This is a genomic window from Nocardia sp. NPDC004278 (genome assembly GCF_053602975.1).
The window spans coordinates 25,843-48,987 of the sequence record NZ_JBSGEQ010000006.1 but is presented as its reverse complement, the minus strand read 5'-3'; the positions used below and the strand labels follow the sequence as shown (position 1 = coordinate 48,987).

25 protein-coding genes are annotated in these 23,145 nt (G+C 65.4%); 14 read left to right on the top strand and 11 right to left on the bottom strand.

Annotated features, from left to right (window positions below):
- Positions 1–84 precede the first annotated feature (84 nt).
- A complete protein-coding gene (locus ACWEO2_RS11260) occupies positions 85–1,608 on the top strand; it encodes a GMC oxidoreductase (RefSeq protein WP_452405180.1) in 1,524 nt (507 codons plus the stop codon).
- A 57-nt stretch (positions 1,609–1,665) separates the two neighbouring features.
- The gene (locus tag ACWEO2_RS11255) at positions 1,666–2,514 is read left to right on the top strand and encodes an ion transporter (RefSeq protein ID WP_452405179.1); all 849 of its coding nucleotides are present in this window, start codon (positions 1,666–1,668) and stop codon (positions 2,512–2,514) included.
- Here ACWEO2_RS11255 and ACWEO2_RS11250 read toward each other — a convergent pair.
- Together ACWEO2_RS11250 and ACWEO2_RS11245 are read right to left on the bottom strand one after the other, a co-directional pair.
- Positions 2,492–3,703, bottom strand: a complete 1,212-nt coding sequence (locus ACWEO2_RS11250; RefSeq protein WP_452405178.1) for a low temperature requirement protein A — start codon at positions 3,701–3,703, stop codon at positions 2,492–2,494. The two genes, ACWEO2_RS11255 and ACWEO2_RS11250, sit on opposite strands and share 23 nt — an antisense overlap.
- A gap of 63 nt (positions 3,704–3,766) precedes the next feature.
- Positions 3,767–4,225: an SRPBCC family protein gene (locus ACWEO2_RS11245; RefSeq protein WP_452405177.1), complete on the bottom strand. Its 459-nt coding sequence runs from the start codon at positions 4,223–4,225 to the stop codon at positions 3,767–3,769.
- A 185-nt stretch (positions 4,226–4,410) separates the two neighbouring features.
- Between ACWEO2_RS11245 and ACWEO2_RS11240 the strand changes: the two genes are divergently transcribed.
- Positions 4,411–4,575 carry a hypothetical protein gene (locus ACWEO2_RS11240; RefSeq protein WP_452405176.1) on the top strand — a complete coding sequence of 55 codons (165 nt, stop codon included), beginning with the start codon at positions 4,411–4,413 and terminating at the stop codon, positions 4,573–4,575.
- 21 nt (positions 4,576–4,596) lie between these two features.
- Here ACWEO2_RS11240 and ACWEO2_RS11235 read toward each other — a convergent pair whose 3' ends face one another.
- Both ACWEO2_RS11235 and ACWEO2_RS11230 read right to left on the bottom strand, forming a co-directional pair.
- Positions 4,597–4,782 carry a DUF1918 domain-containing protein gene (locus tag ACWEO2_RS11235; protein ID WP_452405423.1) on the bottom strand — a complete coding sequence of 62 codons (186 nt, stop codon included), beginning with the start codon at positions 4,780–4,782 and terminating at the stop codon, positions 4,597–4,599.
- Positions 4,783–4,844: 62 nt separating this feature from the next.
- A complete protein-coding gene (locus tag ACWEO2_RS11230; RefSeq protein WP_452405175.1) occupies positions 4,845–5,438 on the bottom strand; it encodes a TetR/AcrR family transcriptional regulator in 594 nt (197 codons plus the stop codon).
- A gap of 59 nt (positions 5,439–5,497) precedes the next feature.
- Here ACWEO2_RS11230 and ACWEO2_RS11225 point away from each other — a divergent pair, with 59 nt between their 5' ends.
- Genes ACWEO2_RS11225 through ACWEO2_RS11215 form a run of 3 tightly spaced genes read left to right on the top strand, consistent with a single transcriptional unit; the run spans position 5,498 to position 6,884 of the window.
- Positions 5,498–6,073 carry a dihydrofolate reductase family protein gene (locus ACWEO2_RS11225; RefSeq protein ID WP_452405174.1) on the top strand — a complete coding sequence of 192 codons (576 nt, stop codon included), beginning with the start codon at positions 5,498–5,500 and terminating at the stop codon, positions 6,071–6,073.
- 29 nt (positions 6,074–6,102) lie between these two features.
- Complete coding sequence (locus ACWEO2_RS11220; protein ID WP_452405173.1) at positions 6,103–6,678, top strand: dihydrofolate reductase family protein; 576 nt, start codon at positions 6,103–6,105, stop codon at positions 6,676–6,678.
- Positions 6,679–6,734: 56 nt separating this feature from the next.
- Positions 6,735–6,884, top strand: coding sequence for a hypothetical protein (locus ACWEO2_RS11215; RefSeq protein WP_452405172.1), 150 nt, complete (start codon positions 6,735–6,737; stop codon positions 6,882–6,884).
- A 132-nt stretch (positions 6,885–7,016) separates the two neighbouring features.
- Here ACWEO2_RS11215 and ACWEO2_RS11210 read toward each other — a convergent pair whose 3' ends face one another.
- Positions 7,017–7,424 (bottom strand): YjbQ family protein, encoded by a 408-nt coding sequence (locus ACWEO2_RS11210; RefSeq protein ID WP_354954638.1) that lies wholly within the window; start codon positions 7,422–7,424, stop codon positions 7,017–7,019.
- 35 nt (positions 7,425–7,459) lie between these two features.
- Positions 7,460–7,927: a MarR family winged helix-turn-helix transcriptional regulator gene (locus tag ACWEO2_RS11205; protein WP_452405171.1), complete on the bottom strand. Its 468-nt coding sequence runs from the start codon at positions 7,925–7,927 to the stop codon at positions 7,460–7,462.
- A 113-nt stretch (positions 7,928–8,040) separates the two neighbouring features.
- On the opposite strand from ACWEO2_RS11205, the gene ACWEO2_RS11200 reads away from it, so the two are divergent.
- The 3 genes from ACWEO2_RS11200 to ACWEO2_RS11190 all read left to right on the top strand — a co-directional run bounded on the left by ACWEO2_RS11200 (position 8,041) and on the right by ACWEO2_RS11190 (position 10,964).
- Positions 8,041–8,520, top strand: a complete 480-nt coding sequence (locus ACWEO2_RS11200; RefSeq protein ID WP_452405170.1) for an SgcJ/EcaC family oxidoreductase — start codon at positions 8,041–8,043, stop codon at positions 8,518–8,520.
- 65 nt (positions 8,521–8,585) lie between these two features.
- Positions 8,586–9,851 carry an aspartate kinase gene (locus ACWEO2_RS11195; RefSeq protein ID WP_062980733.1) on the top strand — a complete coding sequence of 422 codons (1,266 nt, stop codon included), beginning with the start codon at positions 8,586–8,588 and terminating at the stop codon, positions 9,849–9,851.
- A 78-nt stretch (positions 9,852–9,929) separates the two neighbouring features.
- Complete coding sequence (locus ACWEO2_RS11190; protein WP_452405169.1) at positions 9,930–10,964, top strand: aspartate-semialdehyde dehydrogenase; 1,035 nt, start codon at positions 9,930–9,932, stop codon at positions 10,962–10,964.
- Positions 10,965–11,513: 549 nt separating this feature from the next.
- Here the strand turns inward: ACWEO2_RS11190 and ACWEO2_RS11185 are convergent.
- Both ACWEO2_RS11185 and ACWEO2_RS11180 read right to left on the bottom strand, forming a co-directional pair.
- Positions 11,514–12,158, bottom strand: a complete 645-nt coding sequence (locus ACWEO2_RS11185) for a class I SAM-dependent methyltransferase (RefSeq protein ID WP_452405168.1) — start codon at positions 12,156–12,158, stop codon at positions 11,514–11,516.
- Between the two features lie 312 nt (positions 12,159–12,470).
- The gene (locus ACWEO2_RS11180) at positions 12,471–13,058 is read right to left on the bottom strand and encodes a TetR/AcrR family transcriptional regulator (protein WP_452405167.1); all 588 of its coding nucleotides are present in this window, start codon (positions 13,056–13,058) and stop codon (positions 12,471–12,473) included.
- Between the two features lie 172 nt (positions 13,059–13,230).
- Between ACWEO2_RS11180 and ACWEO2_RS11175 the strand changes: the two genes are divergently transcribed.
- The 3 genes from ACWEO2_RS11175 (at position 13,231) to ACWEO2_RS11165 (ending at position 15,577) form a co-directional block, all read left to right on the top strand.
- Positions 13,231–13,650, top strand: a complete 420-nt coding sequence (locus ACWEO2_RS11175) for a nuclear transport factor 2 family protein (protein ID WP_452405166.1) — start codon at positions 13,231–13,233, stop codon at positions 13,648–13,650.
- 444 nt (positions 13,651–14,094) lie between these two features.
- A complete protein-coding gene (locus ACWEO2_RS11170) occupies positions 14,095–15,006 on the top strand; it encodes an aminotransferase class IV (protein WP_452405165.1) in 912 nt (303 codons plus the stop codon).
- Positions 15,007–15,301: 295 nt separating this feature from the next.
- Complete coding sequence (locus tag ACWEO2_RS11165; protein WP_452405164.1) at positions 15,302–15,577, top strand: oxygenase MpaB family protein; 276 nt, start codon at positions 15,302–15,304, stop codon at positions 15,575–15,577.
- A gap of 1 nt (position 15,578) precedes the next feature.
- On the opposite strand, the gene ACWEO2_RS11160 is transcribed toward ACWEO2_RS11165, so the two are convergent.
- Both ACWEO2_RS11160 and ACWEO2_RS11155 read right to left on the bottom strand, forming a co-directional pair.
- Complete coding sequence (locus tag ACWEO2_RS11160) at positions 15,579–16,928, bottom strand: serine hydrolase domain-containing protein (protein WP_452405163.1); 1,350 nt, start codon at positions 16,926–16,928, stop codon at positions 15,579–15,581.
- A 501-nt stretch (positions 16,929–17,429) separates the two neighbouring features.
- A complete protein-coding gene (locus ACWEO2_RS11155; protein WP_452405162.1) occupies positions 17,430–18,674 on the bottom strand; it encodes an APC family permease in 1,245 nt (414 codons plus the stop codon).
- A 549-nt stretch (positions 18,675–19,223) separates the two neighbouring features.
- Between ACWEO2_RS11155 and ACWEO2_RS11150 the strand changes: the two genes are divergently transcribed.
- Together ACWEO2_RS11150 and ACWEO2_RS11145 are read left to right on the top strand one after the other, a co-directional pair.
- On the top strand, positions 19,224–19,649 hold the full coding sequence (locus tag ACWEO2_RS11150) for a Fur family transcriptional regulator (RefSeq protein WP_452405422.1): 426 nt from the start codon (positions 19,224–19,226) through the stop codon (positions 19,647–19,649).
- 10 nt (positions 19,650–19,659) lie between these two features.
- A complete protein-coding gene (locus tag ACWEO2_RS11145; protein ID WP_452405161.1) occupies positions 19,660–21,162 on the top strand; it encodes a catalase in 1,503 nt (500 codons plus the stop codon).
- Between the two features lie 723 nt (positions 21,163–21,885).
- On the opposite strand, the gene ACWEO2_RS11140 is transcribed toward ACWEO2_RS11145, so the two are convergent.
- The gene (locus tag ACWEO2_RS11140) at positions 21,886–23,124 is read right to left on the bottom strand and encodes an FAD-dependent monooxygenase (RefSeq protein ID WP_452405160.1); all 1,239 of its coding nucleotides are present in this window, start codon (positions 23,122–23,124) and stop codon (positions 21,886–21,888) included.
- Positions 23,125–23,145: the final 21 nt, after the last annotated feature.

Sequence of the window (23,145 nt, the reverse complement as noted above, 5' to 3'; positions counted from 1 at the left end):
TTTTTCAAGGCAGCAGGTACGGCCGCGATGCTGGGTGTCGCGGGTGCTGCAATGGGTACGGGCCCATCCGGTGCCGTAGATCCCATGTGGGACAACCTTTTCCGCATGTGGGTGCCGGAAATCTTTGCGCCACTTCCCGATCCGCCCGCGCATTCGCCCGCGATCGTGATCGGCTCCGGCTTCGGCGCCGCGGTCACCGCGCTGCGCCTGGCCGAGGCCGGTATCGCCAATACCGTGCTGGAGCGCGGTTCGCGCTGGCCCAATGACCCGTGGCGGGAGATCTTTACGGGCGACGATCTGCCCGACGGCCGCGGCTTCTGGCATCGCACCAACTTCACCGGCGTCACCAAGGTGCCGATGCATTTCGCCAGCTTCGGCGGGGTGCTCGACTGCACCCAGTACCCGGGCATCGACGTATGGCGTGCAGCCGCGGTCGGTGGCGGCTCGGTGATCTTCTCCGGTGCGATGGTCGCGCCCGAGCGCCGCTTCTTCGACCACGTCTTCGGCGGCACCGTCGACTACGGCGAAATGGACAGCGTCTATTACCCGCGCGTGCGGGAGATGTTGCGGCTCAGCCCGATTCCCGGCGACCTCTACGCGGCATCGCCGTTCGCGCATTCTCGGGCCTGGGACGAGCAGGTGCGCAAGGCGGGCTACCAGCCGCTCGCCAATGACTCGATCTTCAACTGGGATATCGTACGCGGCGAAATCGCTGGCACCACAAGGCCTTCCGCGACGGTGGCGCGCAGCAATCTGGGCAACTCCAATGGCGCGAAGTTCGACCTCAACCAGAACTACCTGCGCTATGCCCAGGACACCGGCAATTCCGCCACGTATCCGGGCCACCGCGTCGACTCCATCGCGCAGGAATCCGGCGGCCGCTACGCGGTGACCGTCACCAAACTTGCGCCGACCGGCGAGGTGATCGGCACCCGCACTCTCACCTGCGACCGCCTTTTCCTCGGCGCCGGTTCGGTCGGAACCTCGGAACTGCTGGTCCGGGCCCAGGCCACCGGCGCACTGCCGAACCTCAACGAGCACATCGGCGACGGCTGGGGCACCAACGGCGATGTGGTGCTGGCCCGCGGCGCCAGCCAGCTCGCCGGCTTCGGTCAGGGCGTGCCGAGCGTGAGCCGGATCCTGGACGAATCCGCGGTGCCGCTCACCCTCGAAAGTTGGTATATCCCGGGCATTCCGTTCGAGACCGGTGCGCTCGCCTCACTGGGCATGGTGCTCGATCCGGCCCGCGCGCGCTTCGGCTACGACCGCGCCCGCAATGCGGTCGGATTGTCCTGGTCGACCAAGAACCGTGACGATATCGTGGCGGCCGCCCGCGCGGTCGATCACCGGATCGCCGAACGCGCCAATGCCCTTGTCGAATACGGTGCCCTCGGCTACGACGCGAACAGCCTGTTCACCGCGCATCCGCTGGGTGGTGCGGTGCTCGGCCGGGCCACCGACGGCAATGGCCGCGTACACGGCCATCCCGGCCTGTACGTGATGGACGGTGCGGCCATTCCCGGCAGCACCGGCACGGTCAATCCGTCGCTCACCATTGCCGCGCTGGCCGAGCGCAATATCGAGGCGATCATCCGCGCTGGGAAGTAGCCCGGCGCGGCGCGTATTACTGTCGGCGGGACCGTTCGGCGTCGAAGGGATCCTCACGTGGCAACTCCAACCAGGCCGACCCGGTACGGCCTCGATGAAGGGCCGAAGCTGGACTTTCCGCGCAAACCACCCGCGCTGTGGTCGGATCTGGTGATGTTGGCGCTGGCCATCGTCTCGGTCGCGCTGGTCACCTGGGTCACCTTCTTCGACGTCACCGCGCACACCTACCGGGTGATCGTGGTCATCGACTATTCGGTATGCGCGATCTTCGCCGCCGAATTCCTGTGGCGCTGGCGGCGTGTGGGCTGGTCGTGGACGTTCCCGTTTATCTACTGGTACGAAGTGCTCGGCATGATCCCGGTGACCAGCCCGTTCTTCCGAGGGTTCCGGTTACTGCGGATAGTGGCGATCGCGGTCCGCGTCGGCCGGGTGGCCGATCGGGCGCTCGGTGAGCGGGTGACCGCGGCGGTGGTGAACCGCTTCGTGACGACCATCGTCGATGTCATCAAGCGCCCCATGACCATCGCCATACTCGACGAGGTCGCGCAGGTGCTGCGCGCGGGCCACTACACCCGCAATATCGCCGCGGCGCTGGAGGAGAACCGCGCCGAAATGGACGAGATGATCCTCGAACTCATCAAGAACGATCCGCAGGCCGGTCGGGTCCGCTACATCCCGTTCCACGACGAGATCATCCGGCTCATTGCCGACACCACATTTCGCATCGTGTTCCAGGTGCTCGCCGATCCGCGCACCGACGAACTGGTCTCGGACGTGATCCGCGAGAACGTGGATCAGATCCGGGACGCGGTGCACGCCGGGGTGCGCGTCGAGCCGTCCAACCACGGCCCGACGCCGTCCGAAGCGAGCGTGCGGCACCAGCTCAGCCGTGTGTCGCGTGCCTGATCTCATCGCGCGGCTGTGCGTAACGCATTGTCTCCCAAACGATCAGCAGCACCAGCACACCGCACAGTAGCGCCAGTGCGCCCAGTGCGGGCAGCGCGCAGGCCGCTGGGATCAGCGCGAGCAGCACCACCGCGGCCACCAGTCGCGGCACCGTGACATTGCGGGTCGCGTAGTGCTTGAATCCGACCAGCGCGATCAGATACAGCGCCACACCGCCGTACAGCGAGAACAGCGGGATGCCGTAGAGCGCGTCGTGCAAGGTGTGCGCCGATTCGTCGCCGACGTAGTAGAGCACCTTCTTCAGCCCGAGCGAGAGCAAGATGATCCCGGCGATCATCGGGAAATGCCAGAACGTGTAGGAGTTTCGGGCGATCTTGATCTGTCGTTCACCCTCGGCCCGCCGCAACTCGTGCTCCACCGACAGTGCCGCCACATCGAAATACGCCCACCACAGCAGACCCGATACCGCCAGCCCCAGCATCGATCCGACCGCGATCGGCCACGAAATCGGCAGTCCGGCAACGCCGATGCCGATCGAGACGATCGATTCGCCGAGCGCCACAATGATGATCAGTCCGTAGCGCTCGGAGAAGTGGCTCGGCGAATTCACTCGCCAGTCCTCGCCCGCCAGCAGGGTCCAGCCCATATCTCCGGCGATCGCTGCGATCCACAGCACGATCTGCACGGTTCCGGTGGTCATGGCGGCGATGACGAGCAGGGAGGTGCCGATGGTGATCGAACCCAGGCTCCACTTCAGAACCTGGTTGCGCAGTTGCGAATCCTCGGCGCTGGCCAGCAGGAACATGCCCAGGTGCACCAGGCGCACGATCAGATACGCGATCGCGAAGACCAGCGGCCCGAACCATCCGCCGGACAGATCGCGGAATGCCTCGGGGATGGTGAGCGCGGCCAGGAAGCCGCCGCCCATCGCGACGAACATGGCGACCCGGGCGATGCCCTCGTCCGCGCGTATCACATTGCCCAGCCAGGAGTAGGCGATCCACAGCCACCACATGACGGCGAGTACCAGCCCGGCGCGCAACATGTTCTTGGCGCTGGTGTCGTGTGCGGCCAGGTCGGTGACCATGGTGAAGGCGAAGACGAGCACGAGGTCGAAGAACAGCTCGAGCTGGGTGACCGACGCGTCCTCGGCTGTTGGCAGAAGTCGCGCCCGTTTGGAACCGATCATGGTGCACATGGTCGCATCCGAATACGACCGGTGCACCGTTGCCGGTTGCTCGAAAGAGCTCGGTTACACGGCTTGGAAGTTCTCGTTCTCGGTGAAGCCCTCGGCGAACTCGATGAAGTTCTGCACGATGGTCTCGTTCGAGCGGCGCATGGTCCGGCTCACCAGCATGCCCGGAATGGGGATCGGGACGTAGAGCTCCACGTGGTACCAGACGTCGGTGCCGTCCGCGCCCGCGGTGACCTCGAACCAGCCACCGCCCTTGACGCCGCGCGTGCTGTCGGTGACCTCCCAGGAGGACCGGATGTCGGTCCATTCGTACTCCAGCACCTGTAGATCCGAACTGCCCATCAGCTCCGCTTTGACGAATACCCGGCGCGGGCGTAGCTCGTCGTCGCGGCTCGCGACTCGCGCGTCGGTGTAGGAGGTCGACCACTCCGGGAGCATCTCTACCGCGGCCAATGCATCCATTACCTGCTCGGGATCGGCGTCGACGACGAAACGGATATCGGTCTTTGTACGCATTCCATACCTCCGCCCCCACCCAACTACATCGGCAAATTGTGCCCAGCGACACATTCGCAAGTCAACCGAGCGTCCGGTGCTCGGGACCACATGGGGCAGTTCCCGCTGCATATCTCGGGGTGATCACGATCGATTATGAACTGCCAGAACGTGTTCCGATTCAAATTCGATCAAACGGCGAAATCGTGGGTTCCAGTGGACTTGCCATCGGACCGGTCGGGGTATTCGTCCGCCGGGCCGGAAAGCCGACCGGCATCCGGCCGACGGTGATCGCGACGGCCGGCCGGGTGCCGATCGCGGGATTTCCGGCCCGGGCGTGGCCGCGCAGCAAAGAACGGGCCCGCCGCTAGCGGGCCCTCGGGCTTCGCGGCTCAGGGCATTGCGGGTTCGATAATCGCGTCCGGGCCCGGGTAGACGAGCGATTCATGCCCGTCGTCGAATCGCACCACGTAGGGCGGCGCTCCCTCGGGCCCCCGGACTTCGACGATTTCGCCATGGCGATCGCCCTGTCCCACAACGTGTCCATGCACGAGGAGCCGGTCTCCGACATTCGCCATCATGGCCCCATTATCGAATGGCAGTGACGTGTATCACAAGGGCTGCCGCATAACGCGGCGTTTCACTCGCTTCCGATGAGCCGATCGACCGCCGCTTCGATCAGCTCCTGGCTGTGCTCCTCGGTGAAGATCCCCGGCAGCGTGAGCCGGTCCACGATCAGCCAATTCAGTGCCAGATAGAGCAGAATCACCGACTTCTCGTCGCCGGGCATTCCGGCCTCGAGGTGGTTGCGCACATTGAATTCCAGATCCGCGCGCACCGCCTCGGTCATGACCGCGCGCAGCTCCGGTCGCCGGGTTGCCTCCAGGCGCAGCTCGAGCATGGCCAGGTAGCCGGTGCGGAACGCCTCGATGCGGCCGACCAGCTCCCGCATCAAGTCGGTGATATGCGCACGCGTCTTCGGGCCGGTGGTGAGTTCGGCCATGGTCGCCGCGCTCGGCGCCAAGCGCTCATAGAAGCGGCCGCCCGCCTGGGTGAGCAGGTCGTCGCGGCTGGCGAAGTAGTTCGACGCCGTACCCGCGGGCACCGCGGCCTCCTTGTCCACCGCCCGGAAGGTGAGCCCGCGCGCTCCCTCCTTGGCCAGTACCTCGAGCGCCGCGTCGAGCAGCGCCTGCCGTCGCTCGGGATTCGTCCGCACCACTTGACACCACTCCATTCGTAGTACTACATTTCAAATCACTACATACAGAGTACAACGGATCAGGCGGTTTTGATATGCGAAAGCTTGTTTACTACGTGGCCGTATCGCTCGACGGCTACATCGCGGGTCCGGCGGGGGAGTACGACTTCTATCCAATGGACGCCGAGATGACGACCTGGATCAACGAGCGGTATCCGGACTTCGTGCCGAGTCCCGCGCGACCGCACTTCGGGAGAGCGGTGGACGAACCGGCCAAGCGCTTCGACACCGTCCTGATGGGACGGGCGAGCTATGAACCCGCGCTGTCGGAGGGCGTCACCAGCCCATATGCGCATATGCAGCAGTACGTCATCTCGAGCACCCTCGGACCGATCGACGATCCGAAGGTCGAGGTGGTCGCGAGCGATCCGGTCGCTCTGGTGCGGCGGTTGAAAACCGAAGAGGGCGGCGATATCTGGCTGTGCGGCGGCGGCAAGCTGGCCGGGGCGCTGCTCGGCGAGCTCGACGAGATGATCATCAAGAGCTATCCGGTCGTCGCGGGTGGCGGCATCTCCGCCTTCTCGGGCGCATTCGACCCCACCCTGTTCACACCCACCCAGCGCCGGGAGTTCGGCAATGGCGCCCAGGTCACCTGGTTCTCCCGGGCCTGATCATCCAGCGGCACGAAAGAGGTATCGGTATGCGAAAACTCGTCTACTTCGTCGGCATGTCCCTCGACGGCTACATCGCGGGTCCCGGCGATGACGTCAGCTTCTATCCGGTCGGTGATGACATGTGGGACTGGCTGAAAGCCGACTACCCGGAGACACTGCCCAGCCATGTGCGCCCGCATATCGGACTGGCGGTCGATGCTCCGAACCAGAAGTTCGACACCTTGGTCATGGGCCGGGGCACCTACGCCCCGGCCCTGGCCGTCGGCCTGACCAGTCCATACGCCCATCTGCGGCAGTACATCGTGTCGAGCTCCCTCGGCCGCATCGACGATCCGACGGTGGAGCTGGTCGACAGCGATCCCGTCGGGCTGGTTCGTCGCCTGAAGCAGGAGGACGGCATGGACATCTGGCTGGCGGGTGGTGGCAAACTCGCCGCGCAACTGCTCGGCGAGATCGATGAACTCGTCATCAAGAGCTATCCGGTGGTCGCCGGTAGCGGAACCCCGGCTTTCGCAGGTGAATTCGATCCGACACTGTTCGCGCCGACCGAGCGCACGGAGCTCGGCAACGGCACCCAGATCACCTGGCTGACCAGGGCCTGAGGCGTCGGCTCGTCGATGGTGCGGAGACACCGCCATTCGTCCCCGGCTGGGAGCGGGTGCACGCCCTGCGGGAACTCGATTCCGGACGGCCCGCCGATGCGATGGTCTGGTGTCGGCGCGAAGGGCGTTGGCAGCAGCGGCCTTCCGACGATCATGCCGTCTCCGGCCTGACCGATCCGCAGATCGCCGCGCAGCCGCGGATATGAAGGCTCTGGAGCGGGCCTTTTGGAGGAACGTTCGGGGCACCGTCGCAACGCATCTGGCCCATGTCTACGCCGCGCGCTCGGGATCGTCGATCGCACCGAACTCGCCCGGCTCGCACCCGGCGCCGGCGCCGGTCAGCCGCGCAGAAACGACAGGCGCACTTCCCGATCCGGATTGTCGACATTCAGATCGACCAGCGCGATCGACTGCCAGGTGCCCAATGTCAGCGCACCGCCGATGACCGGAACGGTGGCGTAGGGCGGGATCAGCGCGGGCATCACATGTGAGCGCCCGTGCCCGCGCGAGCCGTGCGCGTGCCGCCAGCGATCATCGGCGGGCAGCAGATCGCGCAGTGCGGCGAGTAGATCATCATCGCTGCGCGCACCGAGTTCCATAATGGCGATTCCGGCCGTGGCGTGCGGTACGAAGATGTGCAGGAGTCCGTCCGCGCCCGCCTCCCGCGCGAATGACGCACACTGCGGGGTGAGGTCGTATACGACCTCGGATCGTCCCGTGGTCACCTCGATCACCGTGCTCTTCATGGCGTCCATCGTCCTCCTCGGATGTGGCGGTGGAGCTATCCGGATTCGGTGTCGCGCAGCAGAGCGGTGACGCGCACCGCGGTCTCGTGCAGCCGCTGGAACACATTCAGTACGAGCTCCAGCTGCTCAGGGGTGTAGTCGGCCATCGCCGCGCTGAATTCCCTGGCCAGCACCTCGTAGTGCGGCGCGATCTCATCGATGCGCTCCCGGACCGCGGTGATGACGACGCGGCGGCGGTCCTGGTCGTCGTGTTCGCGCCGTACGTATCCGGCCTTCAGCAGCCGGTCGATCATCCGGGTGACGGCACCGGTGGTCAGACCGGTGCGGGTCGCGAGTTCACCGGCCGTGGCGGGACCGTCGAGTCGGAGCATGTTCAGGCAGCGCAGATCGGTCACGTGCATGCCGAGCCGATCGGCGACCGCCTGATGCATCATCACGCCGTCATTGGCGCTCTGCTGGGCCGCGATGGTCAGTGCCGTCGCCAAATCCACGCGTTCGGGCATCCCTTGACATCCTCTTCTCACTCGGTCAATATCTTACTCAGTCAACTATTTACTCGATCAGTTACTGAGTTGCTCAGATCTTACGCTGGTCGGATCCTGTTCCGGAGGTTGTCATGTCCGTTGATCAGCAGGCCGATGAGGCCGCGATTCACGCGTTGTTCGAACGTCAGAACGCGGCGTGGGCGGCGGGCGATGCCGAGGCGTACGCAACGGTGTTCACGCCCGACGCCGACTACGTCACCTGGATCGGCACCCATTTCAAGGGACGCGCGGCCATCCGCGATTCGCACACCCCGCTGTTCGTCAAATACCTGAAGAACACCCACCTGGAAGGCGAGATCACCCAGTTGCGGTTTCTCACGCCGGATGTGGCGCTCGTGCATGGCCGGGGCTGGGTGCTCGAGCCTCGGCAGCGCCGCACCCGCCGCGCCATGAAGGTGCAGACGACGGTTGTCGTTCGCGAGCATGGCGAGTGGCTGATCGCCGCGTTCCAGAACACGAAAACGCACCCGCTCATGGCAGCGATCGGCATCAAGATCGACTCGCGTCAGGCCCCCTCGACGCTGCCGGGCGGGGAGGTACCAGCAAATTAGATAGACCTCGGCCGGTACTCTGGGGAGCTGTTAGCAGCTGTTTGTCGATCTTGGAGGACCCTGTCGTGGCTCTCGTGGTTCAGAAGTACGGAGGATCCTCGGTAGCAACCGCCGAGCGCATCCGGCGCGTCGCTGAACGGATCGTCGAAACGAAGAAGCAGGGCCACGATGTGGTGGTCGTCTGCTCGGCCATGGGCGATACCACCGACGAACTGCTCGATCTGGCCCAGCAGGTGGCGCCAGCGCCGCCCGCCCGCGAAATGGATATGTTGCTCACCTCCGGCGAGCGCATCTCCAACGCGCTGGTCGCCATGGCCATTCACTCGCTCGGTGCCGAGGCCCGCTCGTTCACCGGCTCGCAGGCGGGTGTGATCACCACCGGATCGCACGGTAACGCCAAGATCATCGACGTCACCCCCGGCCGGGTCCGCGCCGCGCTGGACGAGGGGCTGGTCGTGCTGGTCGCCGGATTCCAGGGCGTCAGCCAGGACAGCCGCGATGTCACCACGTTGGGCCGCGGCGGTTCCGACACCACCGCGGTCGCGCTGGCCGCGGCGCTGCACGCCGACGTCTGCGAGATCTACACCGATGTGGACGGCGTCTTCACCGCCGACCCGCGGATCGTGCCCGACGCCCAGCAGTTGGAGCAGGTCTCCTATGAGGAGATGCTCGAGCTCGCGGCCTGCGGCGCGAAGGTACTCATGCTGCGCTGCGTGGAATACGCGCGCCGCTACAACGTTCCGGTGCATGTGCGCTCGTCCTATACCGACAAGCCCGGCACCTACGTCTATGGATCGATGGAGGACATCCCCTTGGAGCAAGCAATCCTCACGGGCGTCGCGCACGACCGCAGCGAGGCCAAGGTGACCGTGGTCGGACTGCCGGACGAACCGGGCTACGCCGCCAAGGTGTTCCGCGCGATCGCCGACGCGGAGATCAATATCGATATGGTCCTGCAGAACATCTCCAAGATCGAGACGGGCAAGACCGATATCACCTTCACCCTGCCCAAGACCGAGGGCGCGCGTGCGGTGGAGATGCTGACCAAGCGTCAGGACGAGATCGGTTTCTCGCAGGTGCTCTACGACGACCACATCGGCAAGGTCTCGCTGGTCGGCGCGGGTATGAAGAGCCATCCGGGCGTCACCGCCACCTTCTGTGAGGCGCTGGCGAATGCGGGTGTGAACATCGATCTCATCTCCACCTCCGAGATCCGGATCTCGGTGCTGGTCAAGGACACCGAACTGGACGAGGCCGTGCAGGTGCTGCACAAGGCCTTCGATCTGGGCGGCGACGAGGTCGCCGTCGTCCACGCGGGAACAGGACGCTGACTTGACCGGGTCGAGCGCGGAGGCGGCAGCGCGGCGCAACCACGCAGCGCTCCAGGTCAAGTCGAAAGGGGCACACTGATGGGCGTACGGGTAGGAGTCGTCGGCGCGACCGGACAGGTCGGCGCCGTCATGCGAAAACTGCTGGAGGAGCGCAACTTCCCGGCCGATGAGGTGCGTTTCTTCGCCTCGGCCCGCTCGGCGGGTAAGACCCTGCCGTGGCGCGGCGGCGAAATCGTGGTCGAGGACACCGAGACCGCCGATCCCACCGGCCTGGATATCGCGCTGTTCTCTGCGGGCGCCACCATGTCCCGGGTGCAGGCCCCGCGCTTCGCGGCGGCCGGTGTCACCGTGATCGATAACTCGTCGGCTTGGCGCAAGGATCCCGAGGTCCCGCTGGTCGTCAGCGAGGTGAATCCGGAGCAGACCCGCAATCTGGTCAAGGGCATCATCGCCAACCCGAACTGCACCACCATGGCTGCGATGCCGGTGCTCAAGCCGCTGCACGACGTGGCCGGACTGCAGCGCCTGGTCGTTTCGAGCTACCAGGCGGTCTCCGGCAGCGGTCTGGCCGGTGTCGAGGAGTTGGCCTCGCAGGTGCGCGCCGTGGTCGACGATGCCGAAAAGCTGGTGCACGACGGCAGTGCGGTGCAGTTCCCGGCCCCGAACAAGTACGTCGCGCCGATCGCCTTCGATGTAATCCCGCTTGCCGGTTCGCTGGTCGACGACGGTTCCTTCGAAACCGACGAAGACCAGAAGCTGCGCAATGAGAGCCGCAAGATCCTCGGCCTGCCCGACCTGCTGGTCAGCGGCACCTGCGTGCGCGTCCCGGTCTTCACCGGCCACTCGCTGTCGGTGAATGCCGAATTCGCCGAACCGATTTCGGTCGAGCGCGCCAAGGAAATCCTCGCCAAGGCCCCCGGTGTCCAGCTCACCGACGTGCCCACCCCCTTGGCCGCCGCAGGCAAGGACGACTCGCTCGTCGGCCGCATCCGCCGGGATCCGGGCGTCCCCGATGGCCGCGGCCTCGCGCTGTTCATCTCGGGTGACAACCTCCGCAAGGGTGCCGCCCTCAACACCATTCAAATCGCCGAAGTCCTGTTGGCCCAGCGCTGACCTCTGACCGTGCGGGCCGTTCCGATCGCGAGATCCGAACGGCCCGCGCGGTATGCGGCGCTCCGAAGATCGCAACGCTTATACGGAGCAGCCCATAGGGTCGATGAGGCTCGCCGTGCGGGTTACGTTGGCAGCAGTTCATGGTGGCGGTGTGCGTTGCGAATGGCATCGTCGAATCATGACGATGGCGTAATGGTCGCGCGGCGAGCTCCCGGCCGCGCCATGTGATCCGAGCTGGACTGGGCCCAGGATCGACCTGGCGGGCTGCCGATGAGGCTCGCTGTGCAGGGCCACGTTGGCAGGGTTTGGGTGATGGCCATTGGCGGCGGGGCAGTTCGCCTTCTTCCATTGCAACGCTTGCGTACCGTGCTGTACAGAGCAGTTCATGGTGGCGTGCACCGCGAATGACATTGTCGGATCATGAACATCGAGTCCTGCTGTCGGGTGCGGACTTCGGCGCACCGGTCGCGCGACGAGATGTCGGCCGAGCCGCGGGATGTGATCCGATCTGGACTCGATCGACCCACGGGCTGTCGATGAGGCTCACCGCTACGTTGGCAGGGTTTGGGTGATGCGCCACAGGCGGCGGGGCAATTCGCCTTCCTCAAAGGAGTGGATCTGGGTCAGGTGCCATCCTTCGGCGACCTGGTCGACCAGGGCCCGGGTGAAGAAATGGACGGCGAATCCACCGTGCTCGTAGGTGTCGTCCCCGTATGCGATGCCGTTGCCGTAGTGTGCGTCGCCGACGTGGCGGACGGTGTAGACGAAGGTTCCTCCCGGTCGCAGGACTCGGCGGATTTCGGCGGTCAGCGCGAGGATGTCCTCGGTCGACAGGTTCATGCACAGCAGCATGTGGGCGAACACGCCGTCGAATGTGTTGTCGGGCAAGGGGATCGGTTCGCGCGCATCGTGTTCGATCGCCTGCACCCGGGTGCTGACGCCGGTGGTTTCGGCAGCGGCCTGTAGTTGAGTCAAACCGACCGTGCTGAAATCGGTAGCCGTGACCTGAAACCCGGATCGGGCCAGGTAGAGCGCATCGCGTCCGTGCCCGGCACCCAGTTCCAGAACATCGTGGACCCCGGCGGCGCGGAAAACGTCGCTGGCGTGGACGGCGGCTTCGGAGGGCTGTTCGCCGTACATGCCGGGATGGGATCGGTAGGTCTGATCCCAATGTTCGTGCTGGTCGCTGCCCATGCCCGACATACTCCATCACCCGAGACGGATCGGTCCGCATCAACGCATGGGAAATATGGCTGTCCACCCACCGCGACCGAGTTGCAGACCCGCCCGCCCAGTCGGGATCTGGTGGATCGATCGCGCAAGGAACTGACTGCCCACCGAGACATTCCACCTACCGCACCGGTTGGGCCTGAACTACAACGACCTCCACATGGGACACCCTCACTGCTCGCATAACCAATCGATCACCCACAACAACCCCCAGATCTCTCGAGAATGCGCTGATGCAGGGCCTTCTCGATGTTTGCCTGCATCAGAGCATGGTGATCACCTGTCCAGGTGGGACTGAGGGTGGGGGCGCATTCCGTCGAAGACGATGGCGAAGGTGCGGTGGCGTTGTTCCTTTGTGGCGCCGGTTTCGTGGGCGGCCAGGAAGGCGCCTTTGAGGAGGCGCATCAGGTCGTTTATGTCCATGTCGGGTCTTACGGCACCGGATTGTTGTGCGCGGGTTAGTAGTTCGCTGATGGCGGCGTTCAGGTCGTGGACCGGACCGAGGTAGCCGGGGGAGTCGTGGCCGCCGACGGCGTCGGCGAGGTCGCGTTTGACGCCGCCCTCGGTGACCATGCTGTCGAGGAAATCGAAGAAGGCGCGGCCGGGGTCGGGGGCGGTGGACAGGTCGCGGGCGTGGGTGATCATGCGCTCGACGCGGTCCACGATCGCGGCCTGGAAAAGGGCTTCCTTGGTGGGGAAGTGGCGATAGACGGTGCCCGCGCCGACGCCAGCGCGGCGGGCGATTTCATCCAGCGGCACCGAAATGCCTTCCTCGGCGAATGCCGCCTGCGCCGCGGCGAGTACCCGGTCGCGATTGCGGCGTGCGTCGGCGCGCAACGGGCGTGGTTCCTCGCGATCGGTCACAGCTCGCACCTCGCTGGCGCTCGATTCCGCTGCGACCGGTGGTGTGGTGTCTTGGGTTCTGTTGCTGCGCCCGGTCACGAGGGACGAGTTTACCGAAACCATTGACAAGCGGGGCGATCGTTCCGGATCATAAGCGGGGTAAACGTTCCGCTTAACTGAAGAAGGTGTTTTCATGGTCGAGACTTCGGTGGAAGGCCCGCGTGAGCTGGTCGAACGGATCTTTCGCGAGTTGCCTGCCCGTGATGCCGACGCATTCGTCGAGTTGATGGCACCGGATGCGGTATTCGAGATCCCCTTCGTCATACCTGGAATGCCCAACCGGCTGGTCGGGCGCGAGGAGATCCGGGCGCATCTCGCGCAGCGCTGGTCCGGAACTTCGGCTATCGAGGTGCACGGGATCTATCCACAGGTGTACGAAACAGCCGATCCCGAGGTGGTTTTCGTGGAGAACGAGGTGGATATGACGATGCCCGGTGCCGAGCGGGCGCGGGTTCGCACTTCCGTCAATGTGATTCGCGTGCGCGACGGTAAGGTCACGCTGTTCCGCGACTACATGGATACCGCGCGGTTCGCCCGTCTTGTGGAGAAGTGATCAGCGCCGGGGTGATTCGTATGCGCCTCCCCCGGCGTCCAGGGGCTGAGGTCAGATTGTTTTGTGGCCACATGGATGCGGCGTGGTTCGCCCGTCTGGTCGATTAGTGATCAGCGCCCGGGTGATCCCCATACGCATCCCCCGGCATCCAGGACGACAAGGTCGAACTGTCTCGTGGCCGCCCGGATACAGGCGTGCCTCGCCCAGCTCGTGTACCGGCTAGTGCCGCGTCCAGATAGCTCCTGCCATATCGCCCCCTGGGTGCAGGGGGCGGTCGACGGTAGTCGAATGGTGGTCACCCAGGCCGCCGTATTCGACGCCACATGACTACGCTCGGCGAGCAGCCGAAGTGGGCAGTGCAGCGATTTGTCTGGACGGGGTACTGGCGCCCGGGGTCCGAAAATACCGTCGCACCGCCCGGGTTCCGACTGCTAGCCTGCGCCGATGGCGAATCCTTATCCACAGGTGTACTTCGGGGACCGGATCATTGACGCGCAGGCGGCGTCGGTCGGTGTGGCATCGTCGGCAGTGCTGTACGGCCTGAGTGTGTACACCGTGTTCCCAGTGCATGTGGATGGATCGGCACGCACCGCATTTCGACTCGACGACCATTTCCGGCGACTCGAGGAATCCTGCAAGATCATCGGCATCGACCGGTTCGCCGCCGAATGGGACTTTGCCAGATTCCGCACCGCAGTCATCGATCTGATCGCCGCCAATGCGCCGACCGAGGATGTATTCGTTCGCGCGACAGTGCATGTCGTCGAATCGATTCCTGGCACCCGGGTCCGTGGATGCGCGATTCAGGTGAGCATTTTCGTCTACGCAGCGGTGCCGATCGTGCCCCAGGACGGTATGCGCCTGAAATCCAGTCCGTGGCGGCGCATTCCGGACAATGCGATTCCCTCACGGGCGAAAGTCAATGGTGCGTACGTCAATTCCGTGCTCGCCAAACAGGATGCCATCGACAGCGGTTATGACGACTGCATCTTCCTCGACGGCAACGGCCACGTCTGTGAACTCAGCGCCGCCAATATCTTCCTCGTCCGCAACGGCACCCTGATCACCCCGGATGTGTCCTGCGACATCCTCGACGGCATCAACCGCCGCACCATCCTCACCCTCGCCGCCGAGGACGGCATCCCGGTCGTCGAGCGCACCATCGACCTCACCGAGCTCTACATCGCCGACGAAGTCTTCGTCACCGGCACCTCCTCCGGAACCTCCCCCGTCACCGAAGTCGACGGCCGCCTTATCGCCAACGGCCACCCCGGCCCCCTCACCCAAACCCTCCGCAAACGCCACACCGCCGCCCTACGCACCGACACCCACCACGCCTGGCTCACCCCCCTGTGACTTCCCGCATAAGCCGTGACTACCTCGCACAAGCTCTACGGAGTTCTATCGTGTGCGAGGCAGTCACGTTATGTGTGGGACGAAAGCCTGCGTGCGATAAGGGTGACGCAGTGCTTTCGGGCCAGTGGATGGTCGAGAGCGCGGCCCGTCCGACTCGCGCGCCGACCGTGGGGAATTCGGCTCCCGCCTATCGAGTGCCTATCGGGCACAAGGTCTACCGTGTGCGAAGTAGTCACGCCTCGCCCTGCCCTGCTACGGCGACGACACCGCCGCCTACGGCCGCGATGTCCGGGCCATGCACAAGGGCATCGGCGGCGTCGACCACGTCGGTCGGCGCTATCACGCATGGGAACCCGAGGCCTACTTCTTCGTCCTAGCCACCGCGCACCGGGCCAGCGAAATCGTCGCTACCCGTTTCGGATCCGGTCTCACCGAGGCGCAGCGCGCCGAGCTGCGCATCAGCGCAATCCCTGAATCACGCCATGTCCGACGGCCCTTGCCGCCTGCATATGGACCTGCTTCGGCTGCGGACCACGCAAACGCGCGGCGGACGGCATCGCACTGCGTGTGATTCAGCGGATCCCCGGCGTGCGCGGATCCGGACCCAGGCAGACCGTAATGACACATCCGGGTGCGGTATCCGCGAACGGTGGCGACAGCGGATAGTTCAGGCAGCTGAAGACGTTGCAGCCCGGATACGCGGCCGGTCCGACGCCGAAGACCGCGAGCAGGATATTCGTATCCACGAATCGGTTCGGATCCAGGACCAGCGGCGGCGCCACATATGGACCCGGATCGGGCACCCGATTGTCCTGGAACGCCGCGAACAGCCGGCGGAAGAATTCGTGCGGCAATTCCGCGGTGTCCTGCACGCTCCCCAAAATGCCCTCGCTGCTGACATTTCCGAAGACGCCGGTCCACATCACCGTCAAATCCAGACTCGGCACGACGAAGACGTTCTGCATGCCGAGTCCGGCCATCATGTACACATCGGCGGGCAGGAAGCCGGGGGTCTCCGCACATCCCGGCCCGACCCAGAACAGATAGCCGTAGCACTTGTTCGCGCGCGACGGCTGGTGTGCCTTGCGCAGATACGCCTGGGAGACGAGTTGCTGTGCGCCCCAGCGTCCGTTATTGCTCACCAGCAGACCGAGTTTGGCGAAATCGTTCGGCGGGATCATCAGATGGGCGTATCCGTAGGTGTGCCCGGCACGATCGCGCGCCCAGTAGTAATCCGCGCGTTCGATGCCGAGCGGATCGAAAAGCTCACGCTGGGCGAACTGCTGCAACGGCTCACCGACGGCCAACTCGATGACATAGGAGAGCAGGTCGACATTGCGCTGGCTGTAGCTGAATACTGCACCCGGCGGATTGTCCAGCGGTACCCCGAGCGCCTGCACGGCACTATTCGGATCGACCGGAATCACGCCGGTGGCGCCCTCGGTGAGCACACCCACCTTCATTCCGGAGGTCTCGGTGAGCAGATCCTCCACCGTGATCGACCGGTGCTGCGCATCACCGAGCCCCGGCGGCAGATACCGGCCGATCGGCGCATCGATATCCAGTTTGCCCTGATCCCATGCAATTCCGGCGAGTAGCGAAACAATACTCTTGGTGGCGCTCCAGATATTCCAGGCGACATTCCCGGTCTGCTCATTCGTCGGCCCCTCGCCGACCAGGCAATTGTGCCGGAAAACTTGCACATTCAACCGATTGCGCCCAGCCGCGAACGCCATTGCCTGCGCCAGCAGCTCGGAATCCAATCCAACCTGCTCCGGCGCCGCCCGCTCCAACTCCCGCCCGGACGACACCCCGCACGTCACCTGAGAACCCGTCTCCGCCTGCGCCCCGCCTGCGAAAACAACCCCCGCCACCAGCGATACCGCCGCAATTCCGGCCAGGAATCCGTAGATGCGCCCCATGCGCATGAGGCTATCGCGCTGGTCCCCGCCACACTGCGCAACAGGCGGATGTGGCCCCAGCGCATTCCCGACGCTCGCCTTCGGCGGTCATGCCGAGCGGCGCCGGGTGCTGTTGCAGCCATGTGCCGTGAATAGCGCGGGCCGAGTGGCGTCTCAGGTGACACCGCCGCCGATGTCTGTGACGGGGGCTGACCCAAATGGTGATTGCCCCGCCGGCCGCGCCGGATTCGCGCCCTTGCTCGCTCTTCAGCGGTCGTGTGGTTGCGATACCGGGCGCCAAATGCCGTGGATCTCGATGCCCCTGGATCGGCGCCGCGCGAGATCGGCTGCTGTCACACGCAGGTGCCGCGGTCAGCGGTCACCCGTCTCGGGTGCTGCCATCACCGAGTCACATCCCGGCGCACGGCCGGTTCCGAATGGTGATTGCCGTTCCGCCTGAGCCGGATTCCTGCCGCGGTCAGCGGTCATGCCGTGTGACATCGGGTGCTGTCACACGGCAATTCAACTGTGCGCGGACCGACTACGTGCGGCGTACCAACAGCCGCCAACGGCGAGGACCGCGAGCCCGGCCAGTACGGAGCCGACGGGTAGCGACAGCCCGACGATCACGCATCCGGCCGCACCGGCAATCGGCACCCAGCGTGCCGGACGATTTTCGGCGGCGGTCAATGTCGCGGCCGAGACATTGGCGATCAGGTAGTACACGAGCACCGTGAACGATGAAAAGCCGATGGCCGCACGCAGATCGAAGGTTCCGGCCACGACCGCAACTACCGCACCGACCGCCAATTCCGCCCGATGCGGGACGCCGAAGCGGGGATGCACCGCGGCCAGCGCGCCCGGCAGATGGCGGTCGCGCGCCATTGCCAGCACGGTGCGCGAGACCCCGAGAATCAGTGCGAGCAGCGATCCGGCCGCCGCGAGCACCGCGCCGACCCGGACAACCGGTGCCGAGCCCGGTACCCCCGCAGCCGAGACGACCCTGGCCAGCGGGTCGATCGCATGCGCGAGACCTGCGGATCCGAGTACCTCGAGCACCGCCACCGCAACCAGCGCATATACCGCGAGTGCGAGCCCGAGCGCGATCATGATGGCCCGCGGAATCGTGCGCCGCGGATCGCGCACCTCCTCGCCGAGGGTGGCGATGCGGGCATATCCCGCGAAGGCGAAGAACAGCAAACCCGCCGCCTCCAATACCCCGCGCGGCCCGATCCGGTCCGGCAGATCCGTTGCGGCGGAATGACTTCCGAACAATCCCACCCCGACCACCAGCGCGAGCACGGCCAGCACCGCCGCCACAATGATCCTCGTGGCCAGCGCCGATTTCTGCACCCCGGTGTAGTTGATCGCGGTGACCGCGGCCACCGCCGCGACCGCGACGACCCGCGAATGTTCCGGCCACGCGTAGCTGCCGACCGTCAGCGCCATCGCCGCACATGAGGCCGTCTTACCCGCGACGAACCCCCACCCGGCCAGATATCCCCAGAACGCACCCAGGCGCTCGCGTCCGTACACATAGGTGCCGCCCGACACCGGATATAACGCCGCCAGCCGCGCCGAGGACGTCGCGTTGCAGTACGCGAGCAGCGCGGCAACCGCCAATGCGAGCAGTAACCAGTCGCCCGCCGCAGCAGCTGCGGGGGCGAGCGCCGCGAAAATGCCAGCGCCGACCATCGATCCGAGCCCGATGATTACCGAATCGATGAGCCCGAGCCTGCGCTGGAGCGCATCGCCGTGCGTTGCCATGGCTGCATCATCGGTCACACCACCGCGAACCACGAATCGGGCCGCCCGGGAAATGCAGAACGCCGCCAGGAACCTGCGGTTACCTGGCGGCGCTGAGTCTCCGGACGCCACGCCAGCGTCACGACTCCGGTGCCGACGTCCCACAAGCGCCTCTCGGCGAGTGGTCGCTCGAAGCGACAAATGGGGTGAGGCCCGGGGCTGTCCGGACGCCGACAGTGCTGATCAACCACCCACCATCCCGACTTATTCCGCGTGGCCGAATGTGAACTGGATCACAATGTGTGGTCGGCGTGGGACCGGCGCTCGGCCGGATCAACCCAACCGCGGGCCGCGGTTCGAGTCTGAGGTCCGGTCGCCGTGGGGACTCGGGCATGTCCATCGCAATGTGGGCAATTTCGAGGAGGCGCGCCAGCGGTTTCCGATGAGAACATCGGCGTTCGGCTGGCGGATCGGGTGTGCGCCGAAGTGCGTGCGATGGGCCGTCTGCCCGCTAATCTTTAGAAGATCGCTTTCTTGACTTACTCAAAAAAGCGGGCCATCATCGGTTCCATGCACACCACCGTCACCGATCCACAGGCCCAGCTGCGTGCGGCTGGCCTGCGGGTCACGGCCGCGCGGGTCGCGGTGCTGAATGCGGTCGCGGCACGACCGCATTCGGATGCCGATCGAGTGGCCGCCGCCGTCCGAGAGAAATTGGGATCGGTATCCACGCAGGCCGTCTACGACGTGCTCCGGGCCTGCGTGCACGCCGGCATCCTGCGGCGCATCGAGCCAGCCGGTTCGCCCGCGCGCTATGAGACCCGGACCGGAGACAACCATCACCATCTGGTGTGCCGAAGCTGCGGCATGGTCGTGGATATCGACTGTGTCGTGGGCAGTGCCCCCTGTCTGGAACCCGAGGATGCCAATGGGTTTGTCATCGACGAGGCAGAGGTCGTCTTCTGGGGACTGTGCCCGAATTGCCGTACGAGCTGAGGAGGCTGCAATGACCAAGCCGACAACCACAAATGCCGGAACGCCGGTCCAGAGCGATAACGAATCGCTCACCGCGGGCACACAGGGCCCGATCCTGCTGCACGACCACTACCTGATCGAGAAGTTGGCCCAGTTCAACCGGGAGCGGGTACCCGAGCGCATCGTGCACGCCAAGGGTGCCGGCGCCTTCGGCGAGCTGGTTGTCACCAACGATGTCAGCCGCTACACCAAGGCCGAGCTGTTCCAGCCGGGTGCGCGAACCGAATCGCTAGTCCGGTTCTCCACCGTCGCTGGCGAGCAGGGCAGCCCGGACACCTGGCGTGATCCGCGCGGTTTCGCGGTGAAGTTCTACACCGAGGACGGCAACTACGACCTCGTCGGCAATAACACCCCGATCTTCTTCATCAAGGATCCGATCAAATTCCCCGACTTCATCCGTTCGCAGAAGCGCCTGCCCGGCAGCGGACTCCGCGATAACAACATGCAGTGGGACTTCTGGACCCTGCGTCCGGAAACGGCCCACCAGGTGACCTGGCTGATGGGTGACCGCGGCATCCCGAAGACCTATCGGCATATGAACGGCTACGGTTCGCACACCTACCAGTGGATCAATGCCGACGGTGCGCGCTTCTGGGTGAAATACCACTTCAAGACCGATCAGGGCATCGACTACCTGACCCAGGCCGAGGCCGACCGCCTCGCCGGTGCCGACGGCGACTACCACCGTCGCGATCTCTACGCGGCCATCGAGCGCGGTGAGTTCCCGAGCTGGACGCTGTATGTGCAGGTCATGCCGGTCGACGAGGCCGAGGGCTATCGCTTCAACCCGTTCGATCTGACCAAGGTGTGGTCGCATCGGGACTACCCGCTGATCGAGGTCGGCAAGTGGACGCTGAACCGCAATCCGGGCAACTACTTCGTCGATATCGAGCAGGCCGCCTTCGAACCCTCGAATGTCGTTCCCGGCATTGGCTTCTCACCCGACAAGATGTTGCTCGGCCGGGTATTCGCCTACGCGGACGCACACCGCTACCGCATCGGCACCAACTACGCGCAGCTGCCGCCGAACCGGGCCAGGGCCGCGGAGGTGAACTCCTACTCCAAGGAGGGTGCGATGCGCTACGACTACAACGAGGCGAATGTGCCCGTCTACGCGCCGAATTCGTTCGGCGGCCCGCACGCCGACCCCGAGCAGGCGCCCGATGGCGGGATCTGGGAGTTCGACCCGACCGCTGGGGGACGGCAGTCGGCGGAGCCGACGGGGTGGGCGAGCGCTGTTCGGGCGGGGTATTTCGAGCACGCCGAGGACGGCGACTTCACCCAGGCGGGCACGCTGGTGCGTGAGGTTTTCGACGACGATCAGCGGGATCGCCTGGTGGGCAATATCGTTGGGCACGTGCTCGGCGGCGTGCGCGAGCCCGTACTGTCCCGTGTCTTCGAGTACTGGAAGAACGTGGACCAGGATCTCGGCAAGCGCGTCGAGGAAGGTGTCCGCGCCGGACTCGAGGGCTGACCCAGCCGAGCCGATGCGCGCTCGCTGACGAGCGCTGGCGAAAACAGCTCCGCCCCCGACCATTTCAGTCGGAGGCGGAGCTGTTTCGTTATATGGGGGCAGGATTCGACGGGCCCCGAGCTTCGGAACTACAACAGGCCCCACCAATAAAGCAGGCAGGCCAGCACCCAGACAACCAGGGTCTCCATCACCGCTCCAATCTCCTAGGTGCCCTCATTTCCCATCATCCGCCGATTCGCGCCGACGTGCTGCAAACTTGTCGTGATCACCCATAAGTAGCGTCTCTACCTGCGGTTTTTCATCTGCAAGGTCTTCTTAAGTGCCCAACAAGCCCGCGGCGGCATTGTTTGTGTCAACACCGGCGGTACCAAGCCACCACCGGGGGTGGGGAACCGGGCTCGATCTGTTCACGAGGGGTAACAGGTCGCGTCACGGGGGTAGCGCCAGCCGGGTCGGTCCACGAGGGGTGACCGGCCCGGCTGGAGCTTTATCGGGGCAACCATTTCGGATGGCTCTTCCCGGAGCTGACCGGCGAACCTGCGCTCGCCACTGCCGAAGGTAACCATCGGGTGCACGCCGACGATCCCATCCACAGATATGGGCCGGGCCGGTTCACGAGGGGTGATCGGCCCGGCCGGGCGGTTCGAAGTCTGCCGCGGGTCCGCACAATGTCGCGGCAAAATGCGAGGACCGGACGGTGCCGGTCCTCGCGAAGCGCGGTGTTCAGCCGACGGTCTGAACCGAGTAGTCGGGCAGGTCGTAGCTCTCGGTCTTGGTGAGCATCTTCATCATCAGCGGCTTCATGATCTTGGTGGTCATCAGCTTGCTGACGAACAGACCAGCGCGAATACCGAACTTGGACTGCGGCGTCATCGAGCGCAGCCCGCCGGGCGGCAGTTCCTGGGCGGTCGCCACGAACGGGCGCAGCACCTCTTCGTAGCGGGCCAGCGCCTGCGCGGGATCGCTCGCGTGCGAGGCGATTTCACCGGCCAGCACGTAGGCGCCGACCAGCGCCATCGCGGTGCCCTGCCCGGTGAGCGGCGAACCGCAGTAGCCCGCGTCGCCCAGCAGCACCACCCGGCCCTTGGACCAGTTCGGGACGTCGATGCGGGCCAGTTCGTCGAAATAGAAGTCATCCGCCTCGGCCATGGCGTCGCACACGGTGCTCGCGATCGTGCCACCGTCGGCCAGCCGCTCGCGGATGAGCTGCTGCTGTGCCGCGACATCGCGGCGCAGTGCCGGATTCGCCTCGTCGCGAATGACCACCAGCGCCTTGCAGGTGGACGGATCGGCATCCGGGCGCAGTCCGACACCGGTCGCGCCGACCAGCGAGTTCATCGCGATCCAGTGCGGTTCCGCGTAGTTGGGCGTGGGCAGCGTGAAGAAGGACATGTAGCCGCCGAGGTAGGTGGAGAACTGCTCCTCCGGTCCGAAGACCAGGCGTCGGGTCGCGGAATGCAGTCCGTCCGCGCCGATGACGATGTCGAACCGCTCGGTGGTGCCGGAGGCGAAGGTGACATCGGCGCCCGCGTCGTCCTGGCTGATCTCGGTGACCCATTCGCCGTAGCGGTAATCCACACCGCCCGCCTCGGCGAGCAGATCGAGCAGTACCTGGTTCAGATCGCCGCGGGTGATCTCGACCTCGGCGACCGCCCCCTTGCCCTCGAATACCTCGGCAGGCATGCGCAGCAGCTCCTTGCCCTCGCTGTCCACGAAGACCATGCCGCGCTCATCCAGTTGCGACTTGCGGATGCCGGGCATGAGACCCATCCGCTCCGCCACCTCGACGCTCGGGCCGCGCAGATCGACGGCCTGCCCACCCGGGCGCGGCTCGGCGGCACGCTCGACCACGGTCGCCCGGATCCCGGCCCGCAGCAGCTGCAGGGCAACGGCATTACCGCCGATCCCGCCGCCGCACACGAGGATCCGAGGCTGGGTGGTGGCGGAGTGGTTGGTGCTCATGATCTGTTCCTCACTGACTCG

Coding starts and splice junctions, on each gene's coding strand:
- ACWEO2_RS11165 (WP_452405164.1), top strand. CDS start 15,302: ATGCACAAGGGCATCGGCGGCGTCGACCACGTCGGTCGGCGCTATCAC.
- ACWEO2_RS11155 (WP_452405162.1), bottom strand. CDS start 18,674: ATGGCAACGCACGGCGATGCGCTCCAGCGCAGGCTCGGGCTCATCGAT.
- ACWEO2_RS11230 (WP_452405175.1), bottom strand. CDS start 5,438: ATGGAGTGGTGTCAAGTGGTGCGGACGAATCCCGAGCGACGGCAGGCG.
- ACWEO2_RS11210 (WP_354954638.1), bottom strand. CDS start 7,424: ATGAAGAGCACGGTGATCGAGGTGACCACGGGACGATCCGAGGTCGTA.
- ACWEO2_RS11250 (WP_452405178.1), bottom strand. CDS start 3,703: ATGATCGGTTCCAAACGGGCGCGACTTCTGCCAACAGCCGAGGACGCG.
- ACWEO2_RS11175 (WP_452405166.1), top strand. CDS start 13,231: ATGGTCGAGACTTCGGTGGAAGGCCCGCGTGAGCTGGTCGAACGGATC.
- ACWEO2_RS11245 (WP_452405177.1), bottom strand. CDS start 4,225: ATGCGTACAAAGACCGATATCCGTTTCGTCGTCGACGCCGATCCCGAG.
- ACWEO2_RS11160 (WP_452405163.1), bottom strand. CDS start 16,928: ATGGGGCGCATCTACGGATTCCTGGCCGGAATTGCGGCGGTATCGCTG.
- ACWEO2_RS11225 (WP_452405174.1), top strand. CDS start 5,498: ATGCGAAAGCTTGTTTACTACGTGGCCGTATCGCTCGACGGCTACATC.
- ACWEO2_RS11150 (WP_452405422.1), top strand. CDS start 19,224: ATGCACACCACCGTCACCGATCCACAGGCCCAGCTGCGTGCGGCTGGC.
- ACWEO2_RS11185 (WP_452405168.1), bottom strand. CDS start 12,158: ATGGGCAGCGACCAGCACGAACATTGGGATCAGACCTACCGATCCCAT.
- ACWEO2_RS11145 (WP_452405161.1), top strand. CDS start 19,660: ATGACCAAGCCGACAACCACAAATGCCGGAACGCCGGTCCAGAGCGAT.
- ACWEO2_RS11260 (WP_452405180.1), top strand. CDS start 85: ATGTGGGACAACCTTTTCCGCATGTGGGTGCCGGAAATCTTTGCGCCA.
- ACWEO2_RS11170 (WP_452405165.1), top strand. CDS start 14,095: ATGGCGAATCCTTATCCACAGGTGTACTTCGGGGACCGGATCATTGAC.
- ACWEO2_RS11235 (WP_452405423.1), bottom strand. CDS start 4,782: ATGGCGAATGTCGGAGACCGGCTCCTCGTGCATGGACACGTTGTGGGA.
- ACWEO2_RS11205 (WP_452405171.1), bottom strand. CDS start 7,927: ATGCCCGAACGCGTGGATTTGGCGACGGCACTGACCATCGCGGCCCAG.
- ACWEO2_RS11200 (WP_452405170.1), top strand. CDS start 8,041: ATGTCCGTTGATCAGCAGGCCGATGAGGCCGCGATTCACGCGTTGTTC.
- ACWEO2_RS11190 (WP_452405169.1), top strand. CDS start 9,930: ATGGGCGTACGGGTAGGAGTCGTCGGCGCGACCGGACAGGTCGGCGCC.
- ACWEO2_RS11140 (WP_452405160.1), bottom strand. CDS start 23,124: ATGAGCACCAACCACTCCGCCACCACCCAGCCTCGGATCCTCGTGTGC.
- ACWEO2_RS11220 (WP_452405173.1), top strand. CDS start 6,103: ATGCGAAAACTCGTCTACTTCGTCGGCATGTCCCTCGACGGCTACATC.